This window comes from Halomonas hibernica (assembly GCF_013183775.1).
In the GTDB taxonomy this organism is placed as follows: domain Bacteria; phylum Pseudomonadota; class Gammaproteobacteria; order Pseudomonadales; family Halomonadaceae; genus Vreelandella; species Vreelandella citrativorans.
Window position 1 is genome coordinate 101,341 of the sequence record NZ_VIFN01000002.1, and the last position, 26,621, is coordinate 127,961.

Annotated in this window: 26 protein-coding genes; 13 read left to right on the forward strand and 13 right to left on the reverse strand. The window is 55.9% G+C overall.

Annotated elements, in window-relative coordinates:
• Position 1 precedes the first annotated feature (1 nt).
• Complete coding sequence (locus FKN99_RS04805) at positions 2 to 1,087, forward strand: alpha/beta hydrolase-fold protein (protein ID WP_172116856.1); 1,086 nt, start codon at positions 2 to 4, stop codon at positions 1,085 to 1,087.
• Positions 1,088 to 1,097: 10 nt separating this feature from the next.
• Here the strand turns inward: FKN99_RS04805 and FKN99_RS04810 are convergent, their stop codons facing one another.
• Entirely contained in the window at positions 1,098 to 1,604 is a 507-nt protein-coding gene (locus FKN99_RS04810; protein ID WP_172116857.1) for a hypothetical protein, read from the reverse strand.
• 105 nt (positions 1,605 to 1,709) lie between these two features.
• Between FKN99_RS04810 and FKN99_RS04815 the strand changes: the two genes are divergently transcribed.
• Entirely contained in the window at positions 1,710 to 2,624 is a 915-nt protein-coding gene (locus tag FKN99_RS04815; RefSeq protein ID WP_172116858.1) for an AEC family transporter, read from the forward strand.
• Between the two features lie 354 nt (positions 2,625 to 2,978).
• Here the strand turns inward: FKN99_RS04815 and argE are convergent, their stop codons facing one another.
• The 4 genes from argE to FKN99_RS04835 are packed head-to-tail and all read right to left on the reverse strand — an operon-like array spanning position 2,979 to position 7,224.
• On the reverse strand, positions 2,979 to 4,166 hold the full coding sequence (argE, locus tag FKN99_RS04820; RefSeq protein ID WP_172116859.1) for an acetylornithine deacetylase: 1,188 nt from the start codon (positions 4,164 to 4,166) through the stop codon (positions 2,979 to 2,981).
• Positions 4,167 to 4,201: 35 nt separating this feature from the next.
• A complete protein-coding gene (locus tag FKN99_RS04825; protein WP_172116860.1) occupies positions 4,202 to 5,674 on the reverse strand; it encodes a tripartite tricarboxylate transporter permease in 1,473 nt (490 codons plus the stop codon).
• A 24-nt stretch (positions 5,675 to 5,698) separates the two neighbouring features.
• Complete coding sequence (locus FKN99_RS04830; protein ID WP_172116861.1) at positions 5,699 to 6,202, reverse strand: tripartite tricarboxylate transporter TctB family protein; 504 nt, start codon at positions 6,200 to 6,202, stop codon at positions 5,699 to 5,701.
• Between the two features lie 56 nt (positions 6,203 to 6,258).
• Positions 6,259 to 7,224: a Bug family tripartite tricarboxylate transporter substrate binding protein gene (locus tag FKN99_RS04835; protein ID WP_172116862.1), complete on the reverse strand. Its 966-nt coding sequence runs from the start codon at positions 7,222 to 7,224 to the stop codon at positions 6,259 to 6,261.
• Positions 7,225 to 7,448: 224 nt separating this feature from the next.
• Here FKN99_RS04835 and FKN99_RS04840 point away from each other — a divergent pair, with 224 nt between their 5' ends.
• The gene (locus tag FKN99_RS04840) at positions 7,449 to 8,381 is read left to right on the forward strand and encodes a LysR family transcriptional regulator (RefSeq protein ID WP_172116863.1); all 933 of its coding nucleotides are present in this window, start codon (positions 7,449 to 7,451) and stop codon (positions 8,379 to 8,381) included.
• Positions 8,382 to 8,502: 121 nt separating this feature from the next.
• On the opposite strand, the gene trmB is transcribed toward FKN99_RS04840, so the two are convergent.
• The 3 genes from trmB to thiS form a co-directional block, all read right to left on the reverse strand.
• On the reverse strand, positions 8,503 to 9,246 hold the full coding sequence (gene trmB, locus FKN99_RS04845) for a tRNA (guanosine(46)-N7)-methyltransferase TrmB (protein WP_172116864.1): 744 nt from the start codon (positions 9,244 to 9,246) through the stop codon (positions 8,503 to 8,505).
• Positions 9,247 to 9,254: 8 nt separating this feature from the next.
• On the reverse strand, positions 9,255 to 10,046 hold the full coding sequence (locus FKN99_RS04850) for a thiazole synthase (protein WP_087110513.1): 792 nt from the start codon (positions 10,044 to 10,046) through the stop codon (positions 9,255 to 9,257).
• Between the two features lie 65 nt (positions 10,047 to 10,111).
• Positions 10,112 to 10,312 (reverse strand): sulfur carrier protein ThiS, encoded by a 201-nt coding sequence (thiS, locus tag FKN99_RS04855; protein ID WP_172116865.1) that lies wholly within the window; start codon positions 10,310 to 10,312, stop codon positions 10,112 to 10,114.
• A 161-nt stretch (positions 10,313 to 10,473) separates the two neighbouring features.
• Between thiS and FKN99_RS04860 the strand changes: the two genes are divergently transcribed.
• Complete coding sequence (locus tag FKN99_RS04860; RefSeq protein WP_172116866.1) at positions 10,474 to 10,851, forward strand: DUF423 domain-containing protein; 378 nt, start codon at positions 10,474 to 10,476, stop codon at positions 10,849 to 10,851.
• An 11-nt stretch (positions 10,852 to 10,862) separates the two neighbouring features.
• On the opposite strand, the gene FKN99_RS04865 is transcribed toward FKN99_RS04860, so the two are convergent.
• Positions 10,863 to 11,459: a nucleotidyltransferase family protein gene (locus FKN99_RS04865; protein WP_172116867.1), complete on the reverse strand. Its 597-nt coding sequence runs from the start codon at positions 11,457 to 11,459 to the stop codon at positions 10,863 to 10,865.
• Positions 11,449 to 12,429: an XdhC family protein gene (locus FKN99_RS04870; protein ID WP_172116868.1), complete on the reverse strand. Its 981-nt coding sequence runs from the start codon at positions 12,427 to 12,429 to the stop codon at positions 11,449 to 11,451. The genes FKN99_RS04865 and FKN99_RS04870 overlap by 11 nt, the downstream gene beginning before the upstream one ends.
• Positions 12,430 to 12,619: 190 nt before the next feature.
• On the opposite strand from FKN99_RS04870, the gene FKN99_RS04875 reads away from it, so the two are divergent.
• Genes FKN99_RS04875 through paoC form a run of 3 tightly spaced genes read left to right on the forward strand, consistent with a single transcriptional unit; the run spans position 12,620 to position 16,314 of the window.
• The gene (locus tag FKN99_RS04875; RefSeq protein WP_172116869.1) at positions 12,620 to 13,180 is read left to right on the forward strand and encodes a 2Fe-2S iron-sulfur cluster-binding protein; all 561 of its coding nucleotides are present in this window, start codon (positions 12,620 to 12,622) and stop codon (positions 13,178 to 13,180) included.
• Positions 13,177 to 14,127 carry an FAD binding domain-containing protein gene (locus tag FKN99_RS04880; RefSeq protein WP_172116870.1) on the forward strand — a complete coding sequence of 317 codons (951 nt, stop codon included), beginning with the start codon at positions 13,177 to 13,179 and terminating at the stop codon, positions 14,125 to 14,127. Before FKN99_RS04875 ends, FKN99_RS04880 begins: the two co-directional genes overlap by 4 nt.
• A 3-nt stretch (positions 14,128 to 14,130) precedes the next feature.
• Complete coding sequence (gene paoC, locus FKN99_RS04885; protein ID WP_172116871.1) at positions 14,131 to 16,314, forward strand: aldehyde oxidoreductase molybdenum-binding subunit PaoC; 2,184 nt, start codon at positions 14,131 to 14,133, stop codon at positions 16,312 to 16,314.
• A 76-nt stretch (positions 16,315 to 16,390) separates the two neighbouring features.
• On the opposite strand, the gene FKN99_RS04890 is transcribed toward paoC, so the two are convergent.
• Positions 16,391 to 17,440: a LacI family DNA-binding transcriptional regulator gene (locus tag FKN99_RS04890; protein WP_172116872.1), complete on the reverse strand. Its 1,050-nt coding sequence runs from the start codon at positions 17,438 to 17,440 to the stop codon at positions 16,391 to 16,393.
• Positions 17,441 to 17,817: 377 nt separating this feature from the next.
• Here FKN99_RS04890 and FKN99_RS04895 point away from each other — a divergent pair, with 377 nt between their 5' ends.
• From FKN99_RS04895 to FKN99_RS04915, 5 genes are all read left to right on the forward strand, one after another.
• A complete protein-coding gene (locus FKN99_RS04895) occupies positions 17,818 to 18,873 on the forward strand; it encodes a sugar phosphate isomerase/epimerase family protein (protein WP_172117030.1) in 1,056 nt (351 codons plus the stop codon).
• A 22-nt stretch (positions 18,874 to 18,895) separates the two neighbouring features.
• On the forward strand, positions 18,896 to 20,074 hold the full coding sequence (locus tag FKN99_RS04900) for a Gfo/Idh/MocA family protein (RefSeq protein WP_172116873.1): 1,179 nt from the start codon (positions 18,896 to 18,898) through the stop codon (positions 20,072 to 20,074).
• Positions 20,071 to 21,594, forward strand: coding sequence for a sugar ABC transporter ATP-binding protein (locus FKN99_RS04905; protein ID WP_172116874.1), 1,524 nt, complete (start codon positions 20,071 to 20,073; stop codon positions 21,592 to 21,594). The genes FKN99_RS04900 and FKN99_RS04905 overlap by 4 nt, the downstream gene beginning before the upstream one ends.
• Before the next feature lies 1 nt (position 21,595).
• Positions 21,596 to 22,588: an ABC transporter permease gene (locus FKN99_RS04910; protein ID WP_172116875.1), complete on the forward strand. Its 993-nt coding sequence runs from the start codon at positions 21,596 to 21,598 to the stop codon at positions 22,586 to 22,588.
• Positions 22,589 to 22,696: 108 nt separating this feature from the next.
• Positions 22,697 to 23,665 carry a substrate-binding domain-containing protein gene (locus FKN99_RS04915; RefSeq protein WP_172116876.1) on the forward strand — a complete coding sequence of 323 codons (969 nt, stop codon included), beginning with the start codon at positions 22,697 to 22,699 and terminating at the stop codon, positions 23,663 to 23,665.
• Positions 23,666 to 23,775: 110 nt separating this feature from the next.
• Here FKN99_RS04915 and FKN99_RS04920 read toward each other — a convergent pair whose 3' ends face one another.
• The gene (locus FKN99_RS04920; RefSeq protein ID WP_172116877.1) at positions 23,776 to 24,189 is read right to left on the reverse strand and encodes a PaaI family thioesterase; all 414 of its coding nucleotides are present in this window, start codon (positions 24,187 to 24,189) and stop codon (positions 23,776 to 23,778) included.
• A 275-nt stretch (positions 24,190 to 24,464) separates the two neighbouring features.
• Here FKN99_RS04920 and fucP point away from each other — a divergent pair, with 275 nt between their 5' ends.
• Positions 24,465 to 25,814: an L-fucose:H+ symporter permease gene (fucP, locus tag FKN99_RS04925; protein WP_319941232.1), complete on the forward strand. Its 1,350-nt coding sequence runs from the start codon at positions 24,465 to 24,467 to the stop codon at positions 25,812 to 25,814.
• 16 nt (positions 25,815 to 25,830) lie between these two features.
• On the opposite strand, the gene FKN99_RS04930 is transcribed toward fucP, so the two are convergent.
• A complete protein-coding gene (locus FKN99_RS04930; protein WP_172116878.1) occupies positions 25,831 to 26,544 on the reverse strand; it encodes a FadR/GntR family transcriptional regulator in 714 nt (237 codons plus the stop codon).
• Between the last annotated feature and the right edge of the window lie 77 nt (positions 26,545 to 26,621).

A 26,621-nucleotide genomic window follows, 5' to 3' on the forward strand; every position in this document is an offset into this window, starting at 1 on the left:
CATGCCTATGGCCCTGCGGGTTGCTCACACGCTAAGTGCGTTGTTGTTGCTAAGCGGCCCGCTGGCAGCCAGTGCAATGGCTGAAACGCCTGAGCGTTTGCCCGCGCTGAATGCCATGTCAGAGCAGGCAAGCGTCGTCGGCGTTTCATCAGGCGGTTATATGGCAACCCAGCTAGCGGTTGCCTGGCCTGAGCGCTTTAGCGGTGTAGGCGTGCTGGCGGCAGGGCCTTGGGGCTGTTCGCAGGGCTCCTTAAATCTTGCGCTTAATCAATGCATGCAAACCCGTGCAGGCCAGCCAGCCTTGGACAGGCTAGACGCACGTTGGGCGGGTTATAAAAGGCATGACCGGGTCGGTGCTCGTGAAGACCTGGCTCAGCTCCGTGCCTTTATCTGGTATGGCGGTGCCGATGATGTCGTACAGCCCGAGCTGGCTGAGCTATTGGCCAAGCAGTGGTTGGGCTGGCTGGCATCGCCTGAGCAGCTGCAACGGGTGCGTAATCAGGCCGCGGGGCATGGCTGGCCAGTCCAGCTACGCGAAGAGGAAGCCGTTGGCCCGCAGGAATTAGGCAACTGCCGCCAGGGCGGTGGTAGCCATGTGCTGGCCTGTGATGAAGATGTTGCGCAAGAAATGCTTGCCTGGTTATACCCCGAACGTGACGCTTCTATTTCCGCAGCTACTTCCACAACTACTTCCGCAACGGGAGAGCTGGTCGCTTTCGATCAGTCGGAGTTTGCGGTTAAAGGGCTAGCGGACACGGGGTATGTATTTATTCCCGCGGCATGTGAAGAGGGAGCATGCCCGGTCACTATTGCGCTGCACGGCTGCCAAATGAGCGCTAGCGCTATTGGTGATACCTTTGTTAGCCATAGCGGTTTGAATCATTGGGCCGCCAGCCACCAGCAGATAGTGCTTTACCCACAAGCTGACAGCAGCTTGTCGAACCCGCAAGGGTGCTGGGATTGGTGGGGGTATGCAGAAAGCCTCTGGCAGAAAAATCCGCTGCACGATACCCGTGAAGGCGTCCAGGCGAGCGCGCTCATGCGTATGCTTGACCGTTTGGAAGCCGCGCCGGTTATGTCTGACTAGTTCTGCCTGGCTAGCTCTTCTTTACCACTTCAAAGTCAAACCAGCTCCCCACATCTCCCTCCGGTGTTTCAAGAATCACGCGTGCCCGCCAAGGCGTAGCAGTTTGCACCTCTTTATCCACTTGGCCTTGACCACGAAAACGGCTTGGCGTGATGGCATCCAGCACAAAGCGCTCAATCCTCGAATCTTGATAGCGGTCAACCAAATCCACGTTGACCTGATGGGCTGGAATGCCTTGAATATCGACTTCCAACGGTAAAGCAGCGTGCGCTTCTATAGGGCCGTTGACATCAATATGAAAGGTCAACTGGCGCCCACTGCCCAGTGCGACTGAACAAGGGTGAGCATGGACATCGCAACTGGCGGCGGAAGGGAACCAGGTAACGTGGCTGTTATCGTGATATTGATGAAAAAATACGTACCATGTAGACATCGCTAGTGCTAAACCGGTGACTAAAATCAGCACCTTGAGTCCCTGTAAACCTGAAAAACCAGCAGTTTTAGGTAGTATCTTCATGGCAGAATACCGCTACGCAGGCCGTGAGGCGGGGTGTCGTTTCATGGTAACAGTAAACGTGTCGATGTCGTTGTGCTGTGATGTCGCAGTCACTAAGGAAAACCCATGGAGAGTATTACCACTGCGTTAGGGCCCCTGTTCCTACTCATTCTATTAGGAGCGGGCATGGGCTACTGGCGCTGGCCCGGTGCAGATTTTTGGCCGCAAATGGAGCGGCTAATTTACTTTGTGCTTTTCCCGGCCATGCTGGTGGGAACGCTGGCCACCGCCGATGTCAGCCAGGTACCGGTAGGGCGCTTGGCCCTGGTGCTATTAGGCGCCATTGCGTTTTTTGGGCTGCTGATCTGGTGGTTTCGCCATTGGCTACAGCTAACGCCTGCAGCGTTTACCTCGGTGTTTCAAGGCGCGGTGCGCTTTAACACCTATGTAGGCGTAGCGGGGGCCGCGGCATTGCATGGCGAGTTAGGTGCAACCACGGCAGCGGTTGCCGTAGCGCTGATGGTGCCCGTGGTGAACATCATGTGTGTGGCAAGTTTTGTGGCTGCTGGCACATTAGGCAGTGCGAGCATGGGTAAAAGCGTCATGGCGCTGGTGAAAAACCCGCTGATCCTCGCCTGCCTGGCAGGCATAGGATTAAACCTGAGCGGCATTGGCCTGCCAGGGTGGAGCCAGGATACCGTCGGCCTGCTAGGGCGTGCCGCGCTACCACTAGGGCTGGTTGCCGTTGGAGTGGCACTACGCCCGGCCGCGCTATTACGCATTGACCGTGGCCTGCTAGCGACCAACAGCGTCAAATTGTTGCTAATGCCAGCGCTGGTATTGGTGCTGGCGTGGGCGCTAGGCCTGGATACCATTAGCCGGGACGTGGCGCTGCTGTTTGCAGCACTTCCCACGGCAACCTCGGCCTATATTCTGGCCCGCCAGTTAGGCGGCGACGCTGAGCTAATGGCGGCCATTATCACCGGTCAAACGCTACTCGCCATGCTCACGCTTCCGCTCTGGTTACAGCTTGCAGGGTAAGATGTAAAAATAAATAAAAAGTATTCGCATTTGTATTGACGGGATAAATGATAATGATTATATTGTGCTTGTAGCGTTTAATGAGTCGCTACAGACCACGGCAGCGAGCCGCCAGTTCGTTGTCATGGTTTCTCCCTCTCATTGCTAGTCACGGTCTTTTGCCACTCCTTTGGAGTGGCTTTCTTTTTTGCACATTACGTAAATTATTTTTTGTAATAAGTGCAGGATGGTGAATTAAAGTAATGCCGCCAGTTGGGGCCAAGTCAAATCAATCCTGTTACAGCAGTCTTTGCCCATCAATTCAACGAATTCTGGGCTGTTTTGGATGTATAACCACTACTGCTTGTTCAGTCCTCAGTATCTCATCCAAGCGTTTAATTTATCGAAGAAAGCGAGACATTGGTTGAGTTGCTCTATTTCTATAAATTCGTCGGGCTTATGGGCTTGCCGGATGGAGCCAGGCCCAAGTATTACGGAAGGTATACCGCCATCAACTTCGAAAACGCCACCTTCAGAGCCATAAGACACTTTTCCTCCATGCTCGGGAAGAATGGGCTCAAGTTGTTTAAACATCTCGCTGTCAGTGGCATCGCCCATGGCAGGGTAGGCAAACAACTCTTGCCACTCAATGGCGGAATCTGATGATTGGCGCTGCATTTCGGGCAGCAGGGCCGACTCGATATCGTTGATCAGCGTTTGAATATCCGTGGCGGCCGCATCTTGATCAATGCTACGCAGCTCAAAGATAAAGCTGCAAGTATCAGGGGTAACGTTGGTTGCTACACCGCCTTCAATAATGGTGGTAAGGGTGGTGGCATGAGAAACGGTAAAATCGTGATCGAAGGGGCCGTCTTGCTCATATCGTCGTGCTCGTTCAGCGATCATGGTGATGATACGCGAGGCATACTCGACGGCGTTGACGTGCTGGGGAGAAAACGATGAGTGACCGCCTTCTCCGCGCACCGTCACTCGCATGGCGATCTTGCCTTTCTGGCCGTTGATCAGCTTCATTTCGCTGGGCTCGCCAATAATCGCCAGCGCCGGTGGTACTTTCAGTTCTGATAGATAGCGTGCGATGGCGGGCGCCCCCAGGCAGCCCACTTCTTCATCGTGAGAGAAACAGAAATAGAAGGGGCGCTGTAGTTCAGCGTTGGCAAACGCCGGTGCTGCCGCCATGACGCACGCTGCAAAACCTTTCATGTCGCAGGTGCCGCGACCAAACAGGCGACTGCCACGCTGCTCCATTTTGAAAGGATCACTTTGCCAACTCGCCGGGTTGGCAGGAACCACGTCCGTATGGCCAGAGAGAACGATGCCAGGTAGGTCGGCCGGGCCCAAGCGAGCGACCAGGTTGGCTTTCTCACCGCTCTTATCCGGTAACACCGTCACATCCGCGCCTAGATTGATGAAGAATTTCTCCATGTAGTCAATAAGCTTGAGGTTGGAGTACGCACTCGTTGTGTCGTAAGCGATCAGGTCGGCAAGGTGTGATATTGAAGCTGCCAACTGCGGGTGAGCGTTCGGCGTGGTACTAGCTTGCATGGTGTTAAATCCTCGGCAATAGGGGAGTCGTTGGCTCAAACCTGGGCTTTTTTAAGTTGCTGACGAATCGTTACTACCACCACAAATATCGCCAAAGACGCGAACAACCAGGTTATCGGCGATGACACCAGAATGCTGGGATCACCACGAGATAGGGCAAGGGCGCGACGCAGGTTTTCTTCCAGCATTGGGCCAAGAATGAACGCGATTAAAAAGGGTGCGGCAGGAATAGCGAACAGGAACATGAAAAAGCCAAATACGCCCATCGCCAGCAGCACGATGACGTCATACATGCTGTTGGAGATCGAAAAAATACCGAACACGCACAGGGAGAGGACAATCGGCGCCATCAAGCCAGGCGGAATACGTGAGATATGTGAGAAAAAGCGCATCGTTGTCTTGCCTGCCCCAAACAGCAAAACGGATGAGAACAGCATGCCAATAAACAGCATGTAGACCTCATGAAGGTTGTTCTCAAACAGCATGGGGCCTGGGGTCATGCCGTGAATCATAAAGGCACCCAGCATCACGCCCGTAATCACATCGCCTGGTACGCCCAGGGCTAGCAATGGAATCATGGTGGAGCCACAGCAGCCATTATTGGCAGACTCTGATGCCGCGATGCCTTCCAGCTCGCCTTTACCAAAGTTTTCGCGGTTCTTTGAACTACGCTGTGCTTCGCCGTAGGAGGAGAAAGCCGCCGCCGAAGGGCCAATGCCGGGAATCGCCCCCATCACGACCCCAATCATGCTGCCTTTGAGCATTGCCTTTAAGGAACGGCGCAGCTCATCGCGTGTTACCCGGTTATCGCCCAGCTGCATGGGCTTATGGCTTTGGTTGTGACGAAACACAATAATCTTAAGAAGCTCAGGAATCGCAAACAGGCCAATCAGCACGGGGGCCACGGCCAGGCCGCTCTGCATATCCACCGTCAGGTCAAAGCGGAACGAGCCGTACATATCTTCACCCACGGTGGCCAACAAAAGCCCCAAGCATGCAGAAACCAGCCCAAGCAGTAGCGAGCGCCCGGATACGCCCGCTACGGTAGTGAGCGCAAAAATCATCAGCATGAAATATTCGGGAGGACCGATACGCAGTGCGAGAAGTGCCAGTGGCGCGGCGATAAAAATCAGTGAGAGATTGGAAATAAAATCCCCGGTACATGAGGAGTAGAGCGCCATGTTAAGGGCTTTGCCCGCCTTTCCCTGTTGGGCCAGAGGGTAGCCATCAAGGGTGGTGCAGGCGGCTGAAGCAGTACCTGGGGTTTTGATCAATATCGCCGATACCGAGCCGCCATAGGTCGAGCCTTTATAAAGCGCGACAAGCAGCAAAATACTCGGAATAGGCTGCATGTAAAAGGTGAAGGGCAGCGCCAACGTAACAGCCATGGTGCCGGTCATGCCGGGAATCGCGCCAATAATCACTCCACCCCAAATACCGGCGGCCATGATCAGGAAATTCTCAAAGGTGGCCACCGCCTGAAAGGCAACCAGCAGATCGTTGAGCATAGTGGTCAGTCCTGTACGCGACAGTTAAATTCCGAGAACCCTGAAAAGGCTACCAACCGGGAAACGCGTATTGAGAGCGCTGGAGAAAAACAGGTAGAGAAGCATTGGAAGTATGATGGCTACGATGGTTGCCATTATTTTGTGGCGCCAATAACCCGTCAGTACCAGCATCACCATTAACAGCAGGATGCTCGATAACAAGAACCCTAATAGCGTCACTGCGCCGATAAAGAGCGCAAAGGCCAGTACTGTCCAACCGAAGCGAGTGAGTAGCGTGGCAAGGGGTGTACCGCCGCGAAGGGCGCTGGCATCTTCAGGGGCAGCGAGTGCTTCGGTTTTACGGGAAAACGATAGCCCGACAAGCAGCATTCCCAGCGCCATGCCCAGCATGGAAACCGTTCGTGGCCACATATCAGGCGGTGGTGCAAACCCCGGAATAAAGCGTGGGCGGGGGACATAGGCGGGGATGAGTAAAAAAAGCACGATCCCGAACAGCGCTGTAATAACCAAGCCGCGTGTTATACCCATGACCCCTCCAGCGATGAAATGATGTATGCAGTTGTTACGCGGTGTTTAGCGCGGACTCACTCCAGGTAGCCAAACTGTTCAGCCAGGGAGCGATAGAGCTCGTATTGCTCTTCTGCATACGTCTCCATATCGACACTGCCGATGGTAGAGATCGAGCCACGGCCTTCGGCACGGCTGAGCCACGTTTCATCTTCGGCAACCTGCTCCATGACCTGGCTCCAGGTATTCATCACTTCTTCGGGCAGATCAGGCGGGCCGTACAAAGCGCTCCAGCCAATGACCTGACCTGCCAGCTCATAGCCCAGCTCTTCAGCGGTGGGCACTTCCGGCAACGCTTCCATACGCTCGGGTGAGAACACCATTAACGGGCGCATATCGCCACTCTCGATATGCGGCATCAGTGACGCTGCCGCGATGGCGAGAAAATCAACGTGCCCACCTAGCAGGGCCGTTGCCAGCTCGCCGCCGCCCCGGTAAGGGATCAACGTTGCCGCCGTCAATGGGTCCATTCCCGCATCAGCAAGCAGTGATTGCACCGTAAAACCATCAATGGCGGTGGCGCCAGAAGCGGCGTAGCTCATTGCTCCAGGGTCGTTTTCGATGCCTTCCAGCAGATCCTCAACGTTTTCGTAGGGGGAGTCATCGGCCACGGCCAGAATCATGGGGGTGGCTTCAAGCGGGCTGATAAACGTGTACTCATCCCAGTCAACGCTACTGTTTTCATTGACTGCCGGTGACAGCGCCATGCCGACGCGGGCCAGCAAGAGGGTGTAACCATCGGCCTCGGCCTGCGTCACATCGCGAGCGCCGGTCATTCCACCGGCGCCGGCCTGGTTGACGACAGTAACAGGCTGGCCTAGATATTCGCGCGCAGACTCCGCCAAGGCCCGGCCCGCAAGGTCAGAAGCGCCGCCCGGGCCATAAGGAACGACGAGCGTGACGGGCTCGGAAGGATAGCTTTGCGCATAGGCGGTGGACGCAGCGAGAAGCGTTGCCGCCGTTAAGCTTAGGGTGAGTTTCATACTTATCTCCGCAGCAGTTGTTAGAAGTTTTATTAAACGGCGTTGCCAGCAGCAGTTTTAAACCCAGCTTATTCAACATAGACAAGTATGAAATTTGTTTCAATGATTCTATTTAGTATGCATTAATGTTCTAGTGGTGGGCCAAAATTGCAAGCTTATGGTTTATAAAGTTCGTTTTAATCTGCTAATGATTTAGCGAAGGTTTTTAGAGTGAGTTCAAGATAATGAAAATAAAAGAGATTGAAGCATTTGATGCATTTATGAAGCACGGCACCACCAAGGCGGCTGCAGAGATGTTGGGCATTAGCCAGTCAATGGTGAGTCGATTACTTACTGGGCTTGAGGAAGCGTTGGGTTTTGCATTATTCAAACGTACGCGTAATCAGCTTTCACCCACATCCGAAGCATTTTTATACCACGCCTCTGTCTTAAGGCTTATGGCGAGTATTCGAGATACCCAGAAAGATGCGGATGCAATTTCCAACAATCAGCTGGGCAGTATCGTCGTCGCTGCTCAACCCATTTTTTGCGATACCTTTTTACTCGACGTTATTAAGCGCTTTAAACAAAAACACCCCAATGTAGGCGTGCGATTGATTGATGCAGGTTTACAAGAGTTGCTTAAAATGATCGACAACAATACCTGTGACGTAGCATTGGGAATTACGCTTGAAGCGGATACCTACGGCGCAAAGGTCACAAGTCTGGCGCGCTGTTCTGCGCGCTGCATCATGCACCGCACCCATCCACTCGCGAAGCAGGACGTTATATCGCTGTCTAGTTTGCAGAATCAGGCATTTGTCGAGCTGATGGCGGATAGCCCTCTGCGTGCCCGTGTGGATTACATGATGCAAACAGTGAATATTAAAAGACATATGGCGGCTGAAATGCGCCATATGCGAGGGGTTTGTGCACTGGTTGACCGAGGGCTTGGCATTGCCGTCATTGATCCTGTTGCAGAACTACTGCTGCCGGGAACTGCCGTCGTGTCAAAGGCGATGGACCCGACCATCGAGTGGGAAATTGCCTTGCTTAAATCTAAACACAAGCCGTTAAGCAACGTAGCCGAATCCTTCTGCGAAGAAATATACGCCGAAATCGATAGCTTGCATAAAATGGAAATATTAACGTCCCTTAATGTAAAAAGGGAAACATAAAGCAGTAAAGGGAAATATAGGGCAAAGAGAAGCCACTGGCGGGGCACCTGCCGACGTTTTATGGGAAGCATCACTTGCCCAATGTTACGCCTGGCAGGCGAAGGTGGCCGAAAGCAGTAACTTACGCCTCGCGCCGATAAATCAGATCCCACACGCCGTGGCCCAACTTCTCGCCACGGGCTTCAAACTTGGTCAGTGGGCGGAAGGCGGGGCGGGGTACATAGGGCGCCGTGTCGGCATCGGCTGTGTTGGCGTAGCCGGGAGCGGCTTCCATTACCTCGGCCATCCATTCGGCATACGCTTCCCAGTCGGTCGCCATGTGGAAGGTGCCGCCGGGTTTTAAGCGTGTACGAATCAGTTCGACAAACGCGGGCTGCACAATGCGCCGCTTGTGGTGCTTTTTCTTCGGCCAAGGGTCGGGGAAAAACAGCTGCACGGTGTCGATTGAGCCTTCCGGCAGGCACTTCTCCAGTACGGCCAGCGCGTCTTCCTTGTAGATGCGCAGGTTGGTCAGGCCGCGCTTGTCCACTTCATCCAGCAGCTTGCCGACGCCCGGCGAATGTACTTCGATACCGATAAAGTCGGTGTCCGGGTGGGTTTCGGCCTGCTCGATCAGCGAGTTACCCATGCCAAAACCGATTTCAACCACGCGGGGGGCTTCCCGGCCAAATAGTGCGGTCAGGTCCTGCAGGCCGTCGTCAATCGTTAGGCCAAAGCGTGGCCATACGTCTTCAAGGCCCCGGTTCTGGGCTTGAGTCATGCGCCCAGCACGGATTACATAGCTTTTAATACCGCGACGATGCAGCGGCGCTTCAGCGCTTTCTGGCCCGGTTGAGGACTCGTCGGTACTTTTAATATCAGTCATAAGATCTCTTAACCGTTAATGCGGCCAGCAAAAGGTGATGAAGGGTCTGCCGTTTGGCGGCGCGGCATGCGCCCGGCCAGGAAAGCATCGCGTCCGGCTTCTACGGCGCTCTTCATGGCGCGCGCCATGCGTAGCGGTTCACGAGCGTGGGCAATGGCGGTATTCAACAGCACGCCATCGCAACCCAGCTCCATGGCCATGGCCGCGTCGGACGCCGTACCGATACCGGCATCCACCAGCACCGGTACGCTGCTTTGTTCCACAATCAGGCGTACGTTGTGCGGGTTCTGAATGCCGTGGCCTGAACCAATCAGCGAGCCCAGCGGCATGATGGCGCAGCAACCCATGGCTTCAAGTTCGCGTGCCACAATGGGGTCGTCGCTGGTGTACACCATGACGTCAAAGCCATCGGCCAACAGCGTCTCGGCGGCTTTCAGGGTTTCGACCACATTGGGGTAAAGCGTGGTCTCATCGCCCAGTACTTCCAGTTTGACCAACTTGTGGCCATCCAGCAGTTCGCGGGCCAAGCGACAAGTGCGTACGGCGTCTTTGGCGGTGTAGCAGCCTGCCGTGTTAGGCAGCAGGGTATAGCGCGACGGTGAAATCACGTCGAGCAGGTTGGGTCCGGCTTCCTGGCCCAGGTTGGTACGGCGTACGGCAAAGGTCACAATCTCGGCGCCACTTTCGGCAATCGCCGCACCGGTCTCGTCGAAGTCTTTATATTTGCCGGTGCCGACCAGCAGGCGAGAACTAAAATTACGTCCGGCGATAGTAAACGGCGCATCGTTTTGAAGTGTCATAGCGAATCCTGGTTAAAGCGCAAGAAATAGGGCGTAGCCAGTGGAAGGATCATGAGAGCTGCGGGCTAGCCACCGCCAATGGCGTGCACCACTTCGACCTGGTCATCCTCGGCCAAGGGAGTGATGGCTAGCTGGCTGCGTGGCACAATCTCTTCGTTGATCTCTACCGCGACCCGCCGACCCGTAAGCGCCAATTGATCGATTAGATCCGCAGCCGTCAGGCCCGCTTCCAGCGTGTAAGGCTCGCCATTGAGTTGAATTTGCATAAGGGCGTCTCGTCTATCGAGGCATAGGGTCTATAAGAGTTAGGGCTAACCCTAGCGAAATACCAAAAAGTGCCTCTATTGTAGCGGTTTCCTGCGGCGCAAGGTATGCCGAGTCGTACGCGCGCTTATACAGGCGCGCTAACACCTTGAAAGGAGCAGTAATGCAACGTAGCGAACGAATCATTTGGTGCCTGGTAGCGCTCTCTGGAGCTATCACGGTCATGGTGGGCGCGTATGCTGCTCATGGCCTGGCCGCGCGAGTATCGGCGGAGTTGGTGCACGCTGCTGAAACCGGAGTGCGCTACCAGGCTTGGCACACACTGGCGATAATGGCGGTACTGGTCGGTCAGCGTGTGTTTGGCTTCAAGGGCTGGCAGTGGCCAGTTGCGCTGTGGGGCTTGGGCATGGTGGGTTTCTCCGGCTCGCTTTATGCCATGGCGATGGCCGGTTTGAATGCAGGCATCGGGACGCCTATTGGTGGCGTTTTACTGATTGCCGGGTGGCTGATGCTGGCGGTAGCGGTGATAAGAAGCCCTTAACAAGCCTCTAACTAAACAGCCCCTGGTAGATCCGCTGGCGCATCGATATCACGCAAGATGCCCGCATCCGCGACCGGGCATTCCCGCAGGCGTGAGGCGTGCTGCTGGATCACACCCTTGGCACCGTCACTGCCGCTTAGCCTCTCAAGCGCGGGCCACATTGTCCGTCCGAAAATCACCGGGTGCCCCTGCTGGCCTTCAAAGCAGGGTCGCACGATGGTGTCTCGGCAGGCCAAGCGCTGCAGGGTCAGCAGCGTTTTTGGATCAACATAGGGCATATCGCCGAGCAGAATTGCCACGGCGCCCATGTTATCCAGGCCGGGGTCACGACCCAGGGCGCCCACCGCTTCAGTCAGGCTTGCCCCCAGGCCAAGGTGCGCTTGGCGAACGCGCACCAGCGGCATGTCTTGGGGAAGTCCTAATAACGTTGGGTCATCCTCTTCACGCACGGCCACACGCAGGTGGGTAAACGCTCTTTGGGCGTTGGCAAGCGAGGTTGCCAGCAGCGTTTGGCCATTTGGCAGAGGTGCGCAGCGTTTATCGCTAGGCCCAAAGCGGCGCGAGTAGCCTGCGGCCATCATCAGGGCCACAACGTGGTTAGAGCTCATCAAGCGGTTTTCCATGCTGAACGCGCACAATGTCCGCCATGACGGCCAAGGCAATTTCGGCGGGGGTCTTGCTGCCCAGTGCCAGGCCAATCGGCATGTGGATGCGCTCAACCTGGGCCTCTGTCAGCCTGCCGGAGCGAGTAAGCCGCTCGGCCCGTGCGGCTGAAGAGCGCCGTGAGCCCATCACGCCAATATAGAAGGCGGGCGTATGCACGGCTTCCATCATGGCGAGATCATCAATGCGTGGGTCGTGAGTAAGCGCCACAATGGCCGTAGCGCCATGGCAGTTGCCAGAGGCAATGTACTGCGAAGGCAGCAGCGCCTTCACATCCACGCCGGGTACGCCAAAATTTCGGCAAGCCGTCTCGTCCGGATCGCAGACGATCACTTCAAACCCCAGTGTGACGGCAAAGCTGGCGCAGGGCGTTGAAATCGCTGAGATCCCCGCGATGATCAGCCGCCGGGCAGGAGCAAGGCGCATCTGAACGATGTCTTGCTCAACGTCCTTTACCACACGGGGACCTAATCCCGTCTCGGCAGAAAAGTAGCGCTCCCCGCTGGATAAATGCACGTTGCGCAGCACGCGTTCTTGGCCCTGAAGTGCTGCGAGCAGCGTGGTCAGGTGTCCAAACGTGTCTGGTGTGGCGGGCAGGCGCTCAATAAGCACTTCGAGCATGCCGCCGCAGGGCAGGGAGATGTTCGTTCCTTGATCCGCTTCGGGGTCGCCATAGCGCACCAGCGTAATGGGGCGATCAAACGCGCGCTCACTCAGGCGCTGGATAAAGTTCTCCTCCACACAGCCCCCGGATAGCGAGCCGATATGTTGGCCATCTTGCCTGACCGCCATCCACGAGCCGGGCGCGCGGGGCGATGAGCCAAACGTGGCCAGCACGGTACATAGCCACACCGTTTCGCCTTCCTCGCACCATGCGTGTGCTTGCTCAATAACCTGCAAATCCAAGTGTTGCATTCAAACGCTTCCAATAGTGGGCAAACGGCATCCATGCCAGCCGTGCGAGTGCAATCCAATCACTGTGCATATTAGCCTAGCGCAACGACGCAATCAGGGCAGAGGATTGGGCCTCCTACCACGATTATGACTATGCTGAAGTCTTTGTGGCATTCAATACGCCATGGCAATGCACAAGGAGGGCATGTTCATGAACTCTTCTAATAATGTCGAAAGACGATCCAAGGCCGTAGCTACCGATAGCACCATCGTATCCCTTACCGTTAATGGCAAACACCATACGCTGACGCTGGATAACCGCACTACGCTGCTGGATGCCCTGCGTGAGGATTTGAAGCTCACCGGCAGCAAAAAAGGCTGTGATCTGGGGCAGTGTGGTGCCTGTACGGTGTCCGTTAACGGCGAGCGCATCAACGCTTGCCTGTCGCTTGCGGTAATGCACGAAGGCGATGAGATAGTCACTATTGAAGGAAAAGCCGACGCCGAACAGCTTGATCCCATGCAGCAGGCGTTTGTTGAGCATGACGCTTTCCAGTGCGGCTATTGCACCCCGGGGCAGATTTGTTCGGCAAGCGCCGTGCTGGAAGAAATTCGTGCAGGCATTCCCAGTCACGTGACGCAAGACCTCACCGCTCCCATCGAGATAACGGATAGCGAAATTCGCGAGCGGATGTCGGGCAATCTTTGTCGCTGCGGTGCTTACGCCAATATTTTAGACGCTATTCATCAGGCAGCGGAGGAGGGCGCATGAAATCCTTCTCTTATGAACGCGTAAGTGACCCCGCCCAAGCCGCCGCTCGTGCTGCACACGTGCCGGGCGCCAGGTTTATTGCTGGCGGCACTAACCTGCTTGACCTGATGAAGCATGAGATTGAAACCCCGGCGCATTTGATTGATGTCACCCACACCGACTTAAACGACATTACGCCCACCCGCGACGGCGGTTTGCGCATCGGGGCGATAGTGCGCAATAACGCGCTGGCGGCTGATGCAAGAATACGCCGCGACTACAGCGTGCTAACCCGGGCGCTGGTCTCGGGTGCCTCAGGCCAGTTGCGCAACAAAGCGACGACCGGCGGCAATCTTCTACAGCGTACCCGCTGCCCGTATTTTTACGATACCGGCATGCCCTGCAATAAACGTAAGCCCGGGGCAGGCTGCGCCGCCCTTGGCGATGGCGCCGTTACGCGCCAGCTGGGTGTCATCGGCACCTCAGACGCGTGCATTGCCACGCACCCTTCCGATATGGCCGTTGCGCTGCGTGCGCTGGACGCTGATGTCGAAACGGTAACCCCTAATGGCGAAACCCGGCGCCTGACGTTGGATGAGTTTTATCGCCTGCCCGGTGACACTCCTCATGTGGAAAATGCGCTGGAACCGGGCGAGATGATTACCGCCGTGCTACTCCCCCCGCCGGTGGAAAGCCGCCAAGCGTATTACAAGGTACGCGACCGCGCCTCCTATGCGTTTGCACTGGTGTCCGTTGCGCTTATGCAGAAGCCTGACGGCACCGGACGTATCACGCTGGGCGGGGTAGCCCCTAGGCCCTGGCAGCGCGATGAGGCCGATGCAGTCTTACCGGAAGGGGCGCAAGCGGTCATGGCGCGGCTACTGGATGGCGCACGCCCGACGCAAGACAACGCCTTCAAGGTAACGCTGGCTGAACGAACGCTTGCCGCGCTGCTGGCGCAGGAGTAACCCATGGATTTCAATCAAGCGACAGACGACAACCTGTTTGATCACGCGCGTATCATCGGCAAACCCCATACGCGAATCGATGGGATCCTTAAGGTAACCGGCCAGGCGCCCTACGCCTATGAGCGCCATGACGTGGTGGCCAATCAGCTGGTGGGTTACCCCTTGTGTGCCACCATCGCCAACGGCCGCGTGACATATATGGATGCCTCTGCGGCGCGTGCTGCCCCCGGCGTAGTAGACGTGGTCACCACCTTGGACATTGAGCCGCTGGAGCGCGCGGATAGCAATGTCGCCCGGCTGTTTGGCGGTGACACCATCCAGCATTATCACCAAGCGATTGCCGTGGTGGTGGCAGAAACGCTGGAGCAGGCACGTGGCGCGGCTTCCCTGATTGAGGTGCGCTATGAAGAAACGCCCGGCGTGTTTGATCTTGAAAGCGCCTGGGAGCGGCTTCAGAACACCGGCGAGCCGGAGGCCGAGGTAGGCGATGTGGAGGCCACCTTTCAAGGCGCGGTGGTGACCCTTGACGAAGTCTACCGTACTGCTTCCCAGAGCCACGCCATGATGGAGCCGCACGCGTCTATCGTCGACTGGTCCGATGGCGGCCAGATGACGGTGTGGACCTCGAACCAGATGATCGAGTGGACGCGTAAGGCGCTGGCGACCACCCTCAGTATCGACCCCGACACCAGCCGGCTGGAGAGCCCCTTCGTGGGAGGTGGCTTTGGCGGTAAGTTGTGGCTGCGGGCGGATACGGTGCTTGCCGCGCTGGGTTCACGGGCGGTGGGCCGCCCGGTCAAGCTCGCCTTGCCACGCCAACTGATGTTCAACAACACCACCCATCGCTCGGCGACTATCCAGCGACTTCGTATTGCCGCTGACGCCGAGGGCCATATCACCGCTTTTGACCACTCGGCAGTCTCGCATACGCTACCCGGCGGCAGCGGTGAAGACCCGGTCAATCAGACTCGCCATTTCTATGCCGGTGAACATCGCCGCGTGGCTCATCAGCCTATCGATATGGGGCTTCCCGAATCGGCGGATATGCGTGCGCCTGGCGAGGCCTCAGGCTTGGCCGCGCTGGAAATCGCCATGGATGAAATGGCTGAAAAGCTGGGTATGGACCCGGTCGAATTCCGTATTCTTAACGATACCCAGGTCGACCCCGAAGATTCCTCTAAGCCCTTTAGCGAACGTCACTTTGTCGAGTGCTTACGCCAGGGCGCCGAGAAGTTTGGTTGGGCTGAGCGTAGCCAAACGCCGGGTAAAAAGCGCCAAGGCCAGTGGCTGATTGGCTATGGCGTGGCGGGTGCCTACCGCGGGGCGCCGACTCTGAAATCCGGCGCACGCGTGCGCCTGCGGAGCGGGCGGTTGGTGGTAGAAACCGATATGACCGATATCGGCACGGGTTCCTATACCATCATTGCCCAGACCGCTGCAGAAACCATGGGGCTAGAAATCGATGCAGTAGAGGTTCGCTTGGGTAACAGCGCCTACCCGACATCCTCAGGTTCGGGCGGGCAGTTTGGCGCGGCAAGCTCGACGGCTGGGGTGTATGCCGCCTGTGTTGCGCTTCAATCTGAAATAGCCAAGCGGCTGGAGATAGACGCACCGCGTTTTGAAAATGGCCGCGTGCTGGCAGATAACACCGTCCTGGCGCTAGCGGATGTCGCGGCAGGTGAAGAGCTGGTGGCCGAAGATTCGATCAATTTTGGCGACTTTAAAGACAAGATGCAGATTGCCACCTTCGCTGCGCACTTTGTGGAGGTGGCCGTGCACGCCCATACCGGCGAAACGCGCATTCGGCGCATGCTCTCGGTATGCGATGCGGGGCGTATCCTCAACCCGACCACGGCGCGCAGCCAGGTACTGGGAGGCATGACCATGGGGGCAGGCGCAGCCTTGATGGAAGGCATGAGTCCTGACCTGGAGCGCGGCTTCTTTGTGAACCACGACCTTGCAGGATATGAAGTGGCGGTCCACGCCGATATTCCCGAGCAGGAGGTGATTTTCCTGGATACCACCGATGCTGCATCCTCTCCCTTGAAAGCCAAAGGCGTGGGCGAGCTAGGCATCTGCGGCGTGGCGGCGGCCGTCGCTAACGCGATGTATAACGCGACGGGAGTGCGGGTGCGCGAGTATCCGATGACGCTGGACCGTATGCTTGATCAGCTACCCGCCACGTAACACGCGCAAGTCACGCTTGCCGCTAAAAAGGCCCGGGTCAGGCGATTGATACCGGGCCTTTTTTACGGTTTATCTTTCACTGTTTACCTTTAAGCCGCCCGGTGCTTTTACGCACGATCAGATGGCTACTTAGCGTCTGATGCCGAATGGGCTGCTCGCCGCGCAAAAGGTGGAGCAGCAACTGCATGGCCTGCTGGCCGATTTCATTGCGCGGCTGGCTAATGGTCGTCAGTTCCGGGTCGCAGTATTCGCTCAGGCCGATATTATCAAAGCCGACAACTGACAACTGGTCGGGCACGCTTATGCCCAACTGGCGGGCGGCTTTCAGCACGCCAACCGCCATTTCGTCACTATGACAAAAAATCGCGGTAGGCCGGGGCGTTTTCCCCTCCAGCAGGGCTAGCCCCTGCTGATACCCGGAGCGAAAGCCAAAGTTACCCTCTGCAATACGCGCTTCATTGCTCAATTGATGGGCCGCGAGCGTATCGCGGTAGCCGCGGTTTCTCTCCTGGCAAATAGGGTTGTTCGCCGGGCCGGAAAGCGTGGCAATACGTCGGTGGCCGAGCGACACCAGGTAATCAATCACCTGGCAACTGGCTTGATGGTTGTCGATAGCAATCAGTGGAAGATCGATGTCGCTAAAAAATTCACACGCCATGACCAACGGAAAGTCCGCTTGATTATCCGCTTGCTTGACCAGCGCCTTGGGGATCTCGGAGGTCAACAGCACAATGCCATCGGCTTGGTTGGTGGAAAGCAGCCGAAAGTAGGCCTCTGCGCGCGCAGGGTCGTGTTCGCAGTCGCCAATCAGTATCTGATAACCCGCCTGATGGGCAACATCCTCCATGCCGCTAATAATCTCGGAGAAGAACGGATTCGAAATATCCGGCAAGAGCGCCACGATGGTTTTGGACTCCGCGCGGCGCAAGTTGCGCGCGGCAATGTTGGGCGAATAACCCACCTGAGCAATTGCCTGATTCACCCGCTTGCGAGTGGCATCGCTGACTTTTTCAGGCGTTGCCAGGGCGCGTGATACGGTCGCTGTCGAACAGCCCGCCGCTTTCGCCACGTCTTTAATCGTCGGCACGCTATGCGGCTGTTTGCTCGTTACCTGGGTGTTAAGCATTGAACGATGGTCCTGAAAAAACGCGCCTGAAAGCGGGCGGTTAAAGACAGTGTTGGCGCACTACTAACTAGAATGTAAATGTTTACATCCAAATTCTAGCAGTGTTAACCACAATATATAAACGCATCCTTACTATTAGCGCGTTAATTATGCGGCTATTTATTCCCTCTTTTTATTTATTCTTTAGTCTAAAATATAAGCGCTTACCGAGAGGTTTAAGATTTAAAGCCCTTTTACAGCAGTGTGTTATCCATTTTATATCCCCCTTTTTGACGCGCTTGACCGATGTGCGTTGCTCTGCTGAAATGTAATCCATTACATTGAGTCTTTCAGCACTGATTGCTGACGCTAAAACAACAAAACAAATGAGGTCGATGATGAAGACCCTTAAAGGGCCCGCGCTCTTTCTAGCCCAGTACATTGGCGATCAACCGCCTTTCGATAGCCTGGAGAATATTGCTCGCTGGGCATCGGAGCTGGGCTTTAAAGCGCTGCAAATGCCCACGCTGGATAAGCGGTTTTTTGATCTTGAGCGAGCAGCAGAAAGCCAAGCGTATTGCCAGGAAGTCCAAGCGCTTCTAGCGCAATATGACTTGGAAATTTGCGAGCTTTCGACGCATTTGCAGGGCCAATTGGTGGCCGTGCATCCGGTTTATGACAGCCTGTTTGATGGCTTCGCCCCGCCTGAACTGCACGGCGACCCGGTCGCGCGCCAAGCCTGGGCTGTCGAACAGCTAAAGCTTGCTGCTCAGGCCAGCGCCAATCTGGGTTTGAAGGCCCATGCCACGTTCTCCGGCTCGCTGCTTTGGCCGTTTCTTTACCCTTGGCCGCAGCGCCCCGCAGGGCTGGTTGAAGATGGTTTTGCCGAGCTTGCCAAACGCTGGCGCCCTATTCTGGATGCCTTCGATGCGGCGGGTGTGGACCTATGTTTTGAGATACATCCCGGTGAAGACCTGCACGATGGCGCGACCTTTGAGCGTTTTCTAGCCGCAGTGGACCATCACCCGCGCTGCTGCATGCTGTATGACCCTTCGCATTTGGTGCTCCAGCAGCTTGATCACCTTGCCTTTCTTGACCGCTATCACCCCTATATCCGCATGTTTCATGTCAAAGATGCCGAGTTTCATCCTACCGCCCAGCAGGGCGTTTACGGCGGCTACACTTCTTGGGTCGAGCGGGCAGGCCGCTTTCGCTCATTGGGCGACGGGCAGGTGGATTTCAAAGCGGTGTTCTCGAAACTGGCCCAGTACGATTTTGATGGCTGGGCAGTCATCGAGTGGGAGTGCGCGATCAAACATCCTGAGCAGGGCGCGGCGGAAGGCGTCACGTTCGTGAACGAGCACATCATTCAGGTGACCGACCGCGTGTTTGATGATTTTGCCGATGCCGGAACGGATCGCCAGGCCAACCGCACGCTGCTGGGCCTCGGTTAAATTAACGCTCAGGGATTACTCCATGACAATAACCAATAACACACCACGCAGACTTCGCCTCGCCATGATAGGCGGCGGCCAGGGGGCTTTTATCGGCGGTGTGCACCGTATGGCGGCGCGCCTGGACGACCGTTTTGAGCTGGTAGCCGGGGCTTTTTCATCCCAAGCCGCGCGCAACCTGGCGACCGCTAACGAGTTAGGCGTGGATGACCAGCGTTGCTATACCGACTACGCAGCGCTATTGGCAGGCGAAGCCGCTCGTGAAGATGGCGCGCAGGTTGTGGCGATTGTGACGCCCAACCATCTGCATTACCCGGCGGCGCTGGCAAGCCTGGAGGCGGGCTTTCACGTGGTGTGTGAAAAACCCATGACGCTCAGTGTTGAGGAAGCCGAACAGCTGGCTCAGGCGGCTGAAAAAAGCGCATGTCACTTTGTATTAATGCACAACTATGCGGGTTATCCACTGGTTCAGCGTGCCCGTGAACTGATTACCGAAGGCGCGCTGGGGCAGCTTCGCCATGTACAGGTCGAATATATTCAAGAGTGGTTAAGCGAACCCCCGGAAGCCGATAACCGCCAGGCCGCTTGGCGTTTGGACCCCACCCAGGCGGGGGCTGCTGGCTGCCTGGGAGATATCGGCGTGCATGCGTTTCAGCTGGCCCAGTTTATCAGCGGCCAGCGCGTTAGCGAGGTAAGCGCTGAGCTGGTGACAGCGGTGCCGGGGCGGGCGCTGGACGATAACGTTCAGGCGCTGCTGCGCTTTAACGGCGGTGCGCGAGGCATGCTGTGGGCAAGCCAGACGGCCGCTGGTTATGAGAACGCGCTAACCATTCGCGTCATCGGCGAGAAGGCCAGCCTGCAATGGGCTCAGGAGCAGCCCAACGAGCTGTGGCTGAAACCGCTTAATGGGCCAAGCCAGCGCTTAACGCGGCGCGATGACTGGCTAAGTGCGAATATCGCTCAAGGCGTTCGCGTGCCGGGCGGGCACCCGGAAGGCTACATTGAAGCCTTTGCCAACCTGTATCAGGCGTTGGCCGATGGTCACGCGGCTGGTGAGTATCCCGCTTGGCTGCCCGGCATAGAAGACGGTGTGGATGGCATGCGCTTTATTGCCGCGGCGATTACCTCACACCAGGCGGCAGGCAGTTGGACGCCGCTGCATCTGAGTAAAGCGCCAGACGCTTCCGGGGGCGCCCCATGAGCGAGCCTATTTTAAAGCTTGAAGGGATCGGTAAAGCCTTCGGCCCCGTTCAAGTACTGAATGATATTTCCCTTTCTGTTATGCCGGGCGAAGTGCTGGGTATTCTGGGGGAAAATGGCGCCGGAAAATCCACGCTGTTAAAGATCATCAGCGGTATTTACACGCCAACGGTGGGTTCGATTCACCTGAATGGCCAGGTATTCAGCGCATTGGGCCCGATTACGGCGCGTTCTCACGGCGTGGCGATGATCCCCCAGGAATTCAATTTAATCCCCACGCTGCGTGTTTACGAAAATGTCTTTTTGGGCCAGGAAGTGCGCCGTCATGGTTTTCTTGACCACGCAGGCATGCGTAAACGCACCCAGCAACTGCTCAGCTCGCTAGAAGTGGACCTGGACCCTGAACTTCCCATCGAGCGGCTAAGCGTTGCCCAAAAGCAGATGGTAGAAGTGGCCTGGGTGCTGGTTAACGACGCGCGACTGCTGATTCTGGATGAGCCCACTACGGTACTGACCGACCGCGAAGTCGCAGTGCTGTTTAACGTGGTGCGCGCGCTGGTCGCCAAGGGCGTCACGATTCTGTTTATTTCTCACAAGCTAAAAGAGGTCAAAGATCTCTGTGACCGGCTGCTGATTTTACGGGACGGCCAACAAGTAGAACTGTGCGAGACCGCGGCGCTTAATGAAGAGGACATGGCGCGCAAAATGGTTGGGCGTGAGCTGTCACAAATTTACCCTGAGAAGCTTGCGCAACGTGCTGACAATACGCCGCCCGCGCTGCGTGTGCAGGGTTTAAGCCTTAAAGGCAAGCTCAAGGACATCAACCTTGAAGTACGCCGTGGCGAAGTGTTGGGACTTGCCGGGTTAGTAGGTGCGGGGCGCACCGAAATTGCTGAAACCATCATGGGGCTGCACCGTAAAGAGCAGGGCGAGATATTTATCGATGGCGAGCTTGTTGATCTTCGGTCACCCAGCGAAGCCCACGCCCACGGCTTGGCGTATCTGTCGGAAGACCGCCAGGGTAAGGGGCTGATTCTCTCGTTTAACGTCATGCAGAACATTACCGCCCTTAGCCTGAAACGCTATGTGCGCGGGTTTATCAAACATCGCGCTGAACGGCGTCAAGCTGAACATTACCAGCAGCGCTTGGCCATCAAGGCATCCAACCTCGCGGCGCCGGTGAGCCTGTTGAGCGGTGGTAACCAGCAGAAGGTTTACTTCTCGAAGCTGCTTGATATTGAGCCCGATATCCTGATGCTCGATGAGCCCACCCGCGGCATCGACATCAGCGCCAAACAGCAGATTTACCGGTTAATTCGCGACCTTACCGAACAAAATAAAGCCGTTGTCGTGATCTCCTCCGAGCTTGAAGAGGTCATTGGTATTGCGGATCGGGTGTTAGTGATTCGCGAAGGGCAAATAGCCGTTGAGCTTAACGGTGACGATATCAACGAAGAACAAATAATGCTGTATGCCGCTGGCGCACGGCAGCACGCCAACCGTGAACAAGTGGGGAATTAAGATGGCCCAACCGCCTAATACCAAAACAATGGGGAGCGTTGCACGCCAAGGCCTGCGCAGGTTGCCCCTTAACGCGACGATTCTGGCCCCGCTGGTGGCGCTGATTTTGCTGTTCGTGGTGTCGTCCATCGCCAGCGAATATTTTCTTAACACGCGCAATATTTCCAACGTGATGCGTCAGGTCTCCTATACCGGCATTATCGCCATCGGCATGACTTTTGTGATTATCGCCGGCGGGATCGATCTATCGGTGGGGTCGATGGTGGCGCTGGTGGGTGTGGTTATCCTGTATATCGTCAATAGCATTAGTGACCCCATTCAGGCGGTGCTTCTCGGCCTGTTGGCCGCTATCGCTGCGGGCGGGCTGTTAGGGCTATTCAACGGCTTGTTAGTCACCCGAGGGCGCATAGCGGCCTTTGTGGTAACGCTTGCCAGTATGTCGATCTTTCGTTCGCTGGCGCTCTACTTCACCGATGCGGCGGTGGTTTCTACCCCCAACCCGCACTTCTCAAGCGTGGGCGGCGGCTTTTTGCTGGGCATTCCGGTTCCGGTGATCGTGTTCTTTGGCCTGGCGATCATCGCGCATGTGCTGCTGTTTCATACCCCTTACGGGCGGCATGTGTGCGCGGTGGGCGCTAATCCTCAGGTAGCACGCTATTCGGGCATTCGGGTTGAGCGCATTGTGCTCTCCACCTTTGTGATTGCGGGCATCTGTGTGGGTCTTTCGGCCATCATGCTGACTTCACGGCTCAACTCGGTAAGCCCGAGTGATGCAGGCTACTTTTATGAACTGGATGCTATCGCCGCCGTCGTCATCGGAGGCACGGCGCTTTCCGGTGGGCGCGGCTCGATATGGGGTACGGTCATCGGTGCGCTGATTCTAGGTATTATCAACAACATGCTTAACCTGACCGGCGTTTCCCCTTATTTACAGGGGCTGGTCAAGGGCGGCGTCATTTTGCTGGCGGTACTGCTGCAGTACAAGCGTACCTGACTTGTAAAAACGGTCTTTCCGGTCGCTATGCCCAAACAGGGCCGACGATCACACTGGGCGGGGTTGGCTCGCCCATCTACGATGTACGTTAGAAAGGGAGCAATAACAATGACACTATCACGCCTTTTCAAGACTGCCGCGCTGGCAACGGCCATAGCGAGTACGTCCAGCCTGGCGCTGGCCGACGACTACCATATTGGCGTCACCGTGCCGTCCGCTGACCATGGCTGGACCGCAGGCCTTTTATGGTGGGCACAGCAAGCCGCCGACGACCTAAGTGAGGAGTATCCGGATGTCAGTTTTACGGTACTCTCCGCTAACTCCGGCACGGCCCAGGTCTCTAACGTGGAAGATTTGATGATCCGCAACCTGGATGCGCTGGTCATTCTTCCCCACGACCCGGCAACGCTTCAGGCAGTTATTTCCGAAGCCTACGATGAAGGCATCTATACCGTTGTGGTGGACCGCGAGCTTGAAACGCCTGCGCAAAACGTCTTTATTGCGGGCGATAACCCAGGCTTAGGCGAGCACGCCGCGCGTTATATCGCTGAAGAGTTGGGCGGCGAGGGCAATATTCTGGTGCTGGAAGGCCCGCCCATCCCCATCAACAGCCAGCGTGTCGATGCCTTTAACCGGGTGATGGAAAACTATCCCGATATCAATATCCTGGCCTCTCAAACGACCAACTGGAACCCACAGCAGGCGCTTAGCGTAACGGAAGACCTGCTGGGCAGTAACCCGGAAGTGGACGCCATTTGGGCGGGTGATGATGACGTATTGATCTCGGCGCTTCAGGCGGTGGATGAAAACAACCGCGACGATATCCAACTGATTGTGGGCGGTGGCGGTTCTCAGCGCGTGATTGAAATGATCCGTAACGAGCACCCGATGGTTAAAGGCACTGTTACCTATCCGCCGAACATGATTGCCTCTGCCATGGCGCTAGCGGTACACGGCGTTAAAGGCGAGCATCTGGGCGATATGTACCACGGCGTGCCTTCACGGCTCATCCTTAACGCTGATCTAATCACCCTCGACAATGTAGAAGAGTACTACGAGCCAGAAGCCGCTTACTAAGCGTTCTAGCCGTTAAAACGCCCCGGGCCCTGGCTTCTTGATAGCCAGGGCCCGGGGCGTTTTTTTGCAAGCCATTCTCTATGGTCGCTGCTTACCCCGTTTGTCGGCTGCTACGTAGCGGGCAAGGCATAGCTTGCGGTGACGTGCACAACTGGGCGGCGTTCATCGGCTGCGGAGAATATCTGCACTTCACCCACCGCTAAACGGCGGCCCAGCTTGATCAGTTTGGCGTGGGCGATAATGTCGTGTTCGCCTGAAGCGGCGCGCAGGAAATGGCAGTTTAAGTCGCTGGTCACCGCCATGGGTTCAGGGCCGATTTGAGCCAGAATCGCCACATACAGTGCCACATCGGCAAAGCCCATCATCGTAGGGCCGCTTACTCGGGGGCCGGGGCGCAGGTGTTCATAACCTACCGTTAAGCGCATCGTGGCACACATCTCGCCTACGCTTTCAACTCTGCCCATTCGCTGGGGAAACACCTCATCCAGAAAGTGCTCGATCTGTTCGACAGTCATGATGGTCATTGTTGTTGTCCTGTTTGGTTATTTCTACACAATTTTGCTGCTACAAGTCAGCCTTTCAAAGAGAAAGCAATAGCTAAGTGGCTAACATTGGACACAACTGGATCAGGTATACGTATAGCAACTCTAGTATTCAAGAAAACCAATTCTCGCTAGAAATCTTAGACGAATGGCTAGCAAGCCGAAGCTTGCCATATACATCCAAGTTGGCTAGTTTATTTCCAGCGAAATTCATCAGATGAATTAACCTTGAATAATAATATAACAAGGAGTTGCTCGTGCAATCACAGCTTGCTGAACTATCGTCTAAAGAGAATTCAGAATTAAAAAAAGAACCATTCCTCCACAAAGGCATGCGCCTGCCATTCTTGTTAATAGTTGCCTGTTTTGCGGCATGGGGGTTGGCTGGAAACTTGACCGACCCGCTGGTATCGGTTTTCGGTTCAGTTTTCTCAATGAGCGCGTTTCAGTCTTCGTTGGTTCAATTTTCTTATTACGGGGCGTACTTCGCGTTAGCCATTCCAGCCGCCTGGATTAACTCGCAGCTTGGCTATAAGGGGGGTGTGCTGATCGGTCTGCTTTTGGCCGCCACAGGCGGTTTTCTTTTCTTTCCTGCCTCGATTGTAATGACCTACTCAATGTTTCTTGTCGCTTTGTTCACGCTGGCGGCGGGGCTCTCTATTTTGGAGACATCGGCAAATCCTTATGTCATGGCTATGGGGCCACGGCACAATGCGACGCGCCGGCTTAACTTTGCACAGGCCTTCAATCCTATTGGTTCTAACCTTGGCGTGTTGTTGGCTGCGATCTTTATTTTGCCCCATGTTAATCCCGCCACAGCGGTAGATCGTGCGGCACTTTCGCAACAAGAACTTGAAAGCATTCAGTCAGCCGAGCTGCAAGCTGTGATGGGCCCCTATATAACGTTGGCGTTGCTCTACATTGTTATTGCTATCGCCATCGCTATGGTGCGTGTTCCGGCGCATACGGCTTTGATGTCAGACCGCAAAGCAGACGCTGTGAAGCTGCCTGGTAGCCGCCTGGGGCGGTTGTTGAAAAATCGCCGCTACTCATTTGGTGTTGTCGCCCAGTTCTTTAATGTTGCTGCTCAGACATGTGCCTGGACGTTTACGCTCCACTACATTACTGAAAACCTGGGCGTTAGCAATGCCGTTGCAGGGTACTGGCTTCAGGCATCTCTGTTGGTCTTTTTGTTCTCCCGCTTCCTTATGGTGGGTTTAATGGGGCGCTTTGATCCACGTAAGTTAATGACGCTTATGTGTGTGCTGGGCGTAGGGCTGTCCCTGCTTGCTGTAATAAGTGGTGGCATAGTTGGATCAGTCGCCATCGTTATGCTGAGTGCCTGTATTTCACTTCTATTTCCCACTATCTATGGCATCGCGCTCACTGGGCTTGGTCAGGACACCAAGTATGGTGCTGCGGGGCTGGTTATGGCGATTGTTGGAGGCGCACTTATTCCTCCGTTACAGGGATGGGTAATCGATATGACATCGGCTCGAATCAGTTACCTGGTAGTGATGGGGTGTTTCATGGTGATCGTTGGATACGGCATGTATGTGCTGCGTAATCCTGCGCCGGAGTCAGCCAATGCTGAAGATCTAGCCTAGTGCTTATCGCTGGGGATCAGTCTTCCAGATTAACGGCAACCTGAGCCAGATGAGTGTGCATGGCAGCATGCGCCGAAATGGGGTCGCCAGCGGCAATCGCATTCAGTACTGCCAGATGTTCATGGTGTGTAGTGTCCAGGCGGCCCCCGCGGTAAATGGACTGCCATATCCTCATTCTTAGCGTTGGGCGAGACAGTGCTTCTAAAAGAGCGATAAGGATGGGGTTTCGGGAGATCCTTGCCACCGTGAGATGAAACTCCAGGTCTACCGCCATGGCCGCTTCGTGATCTTTAGCTCGAATGGCAGGTTCTGCCGTTTTGAGTAGGCGTTTGAGTTGCTCAATATCTTCCGGTGTTCTTCGCGAAGCCGCGGTAGCAGCAGACTCAACTTCAAGTGCTTGGCGCACAGCGTGCAGGTCAAGTGAGGATTTGTCGCCCTGAATGCTGGCCCAAAAAACCAGCGGTTTAAGAAGTAAATGAGGATCAAGCGTTGTAACGGTAGTGCCGGAGCCTTGCCTTGTTTCCAGGATGCCCATGGCAACCAGTGCGCGTACACCTTCTCGAAGAGAGCTGCGAGATACATTGAAACGCTCGGCAAGCAGGGGCTCTACAGGGAGTCTGTCACCAGGCTTGATCTCTCTCGAAGTGATCATGTCCTGGATGCCTTGAACAACCACTTCGTTTTGTGATGGGCGGCGTACAGCGTTGTCTGCGAGGTTGTCTTCACTCATGCGCTTTCCTGGGTTATTGCGGTGAATTAAGAAAGTTTGAAGCTAGCGTAAGAATTAAGCCAGAGTTAAATACATCA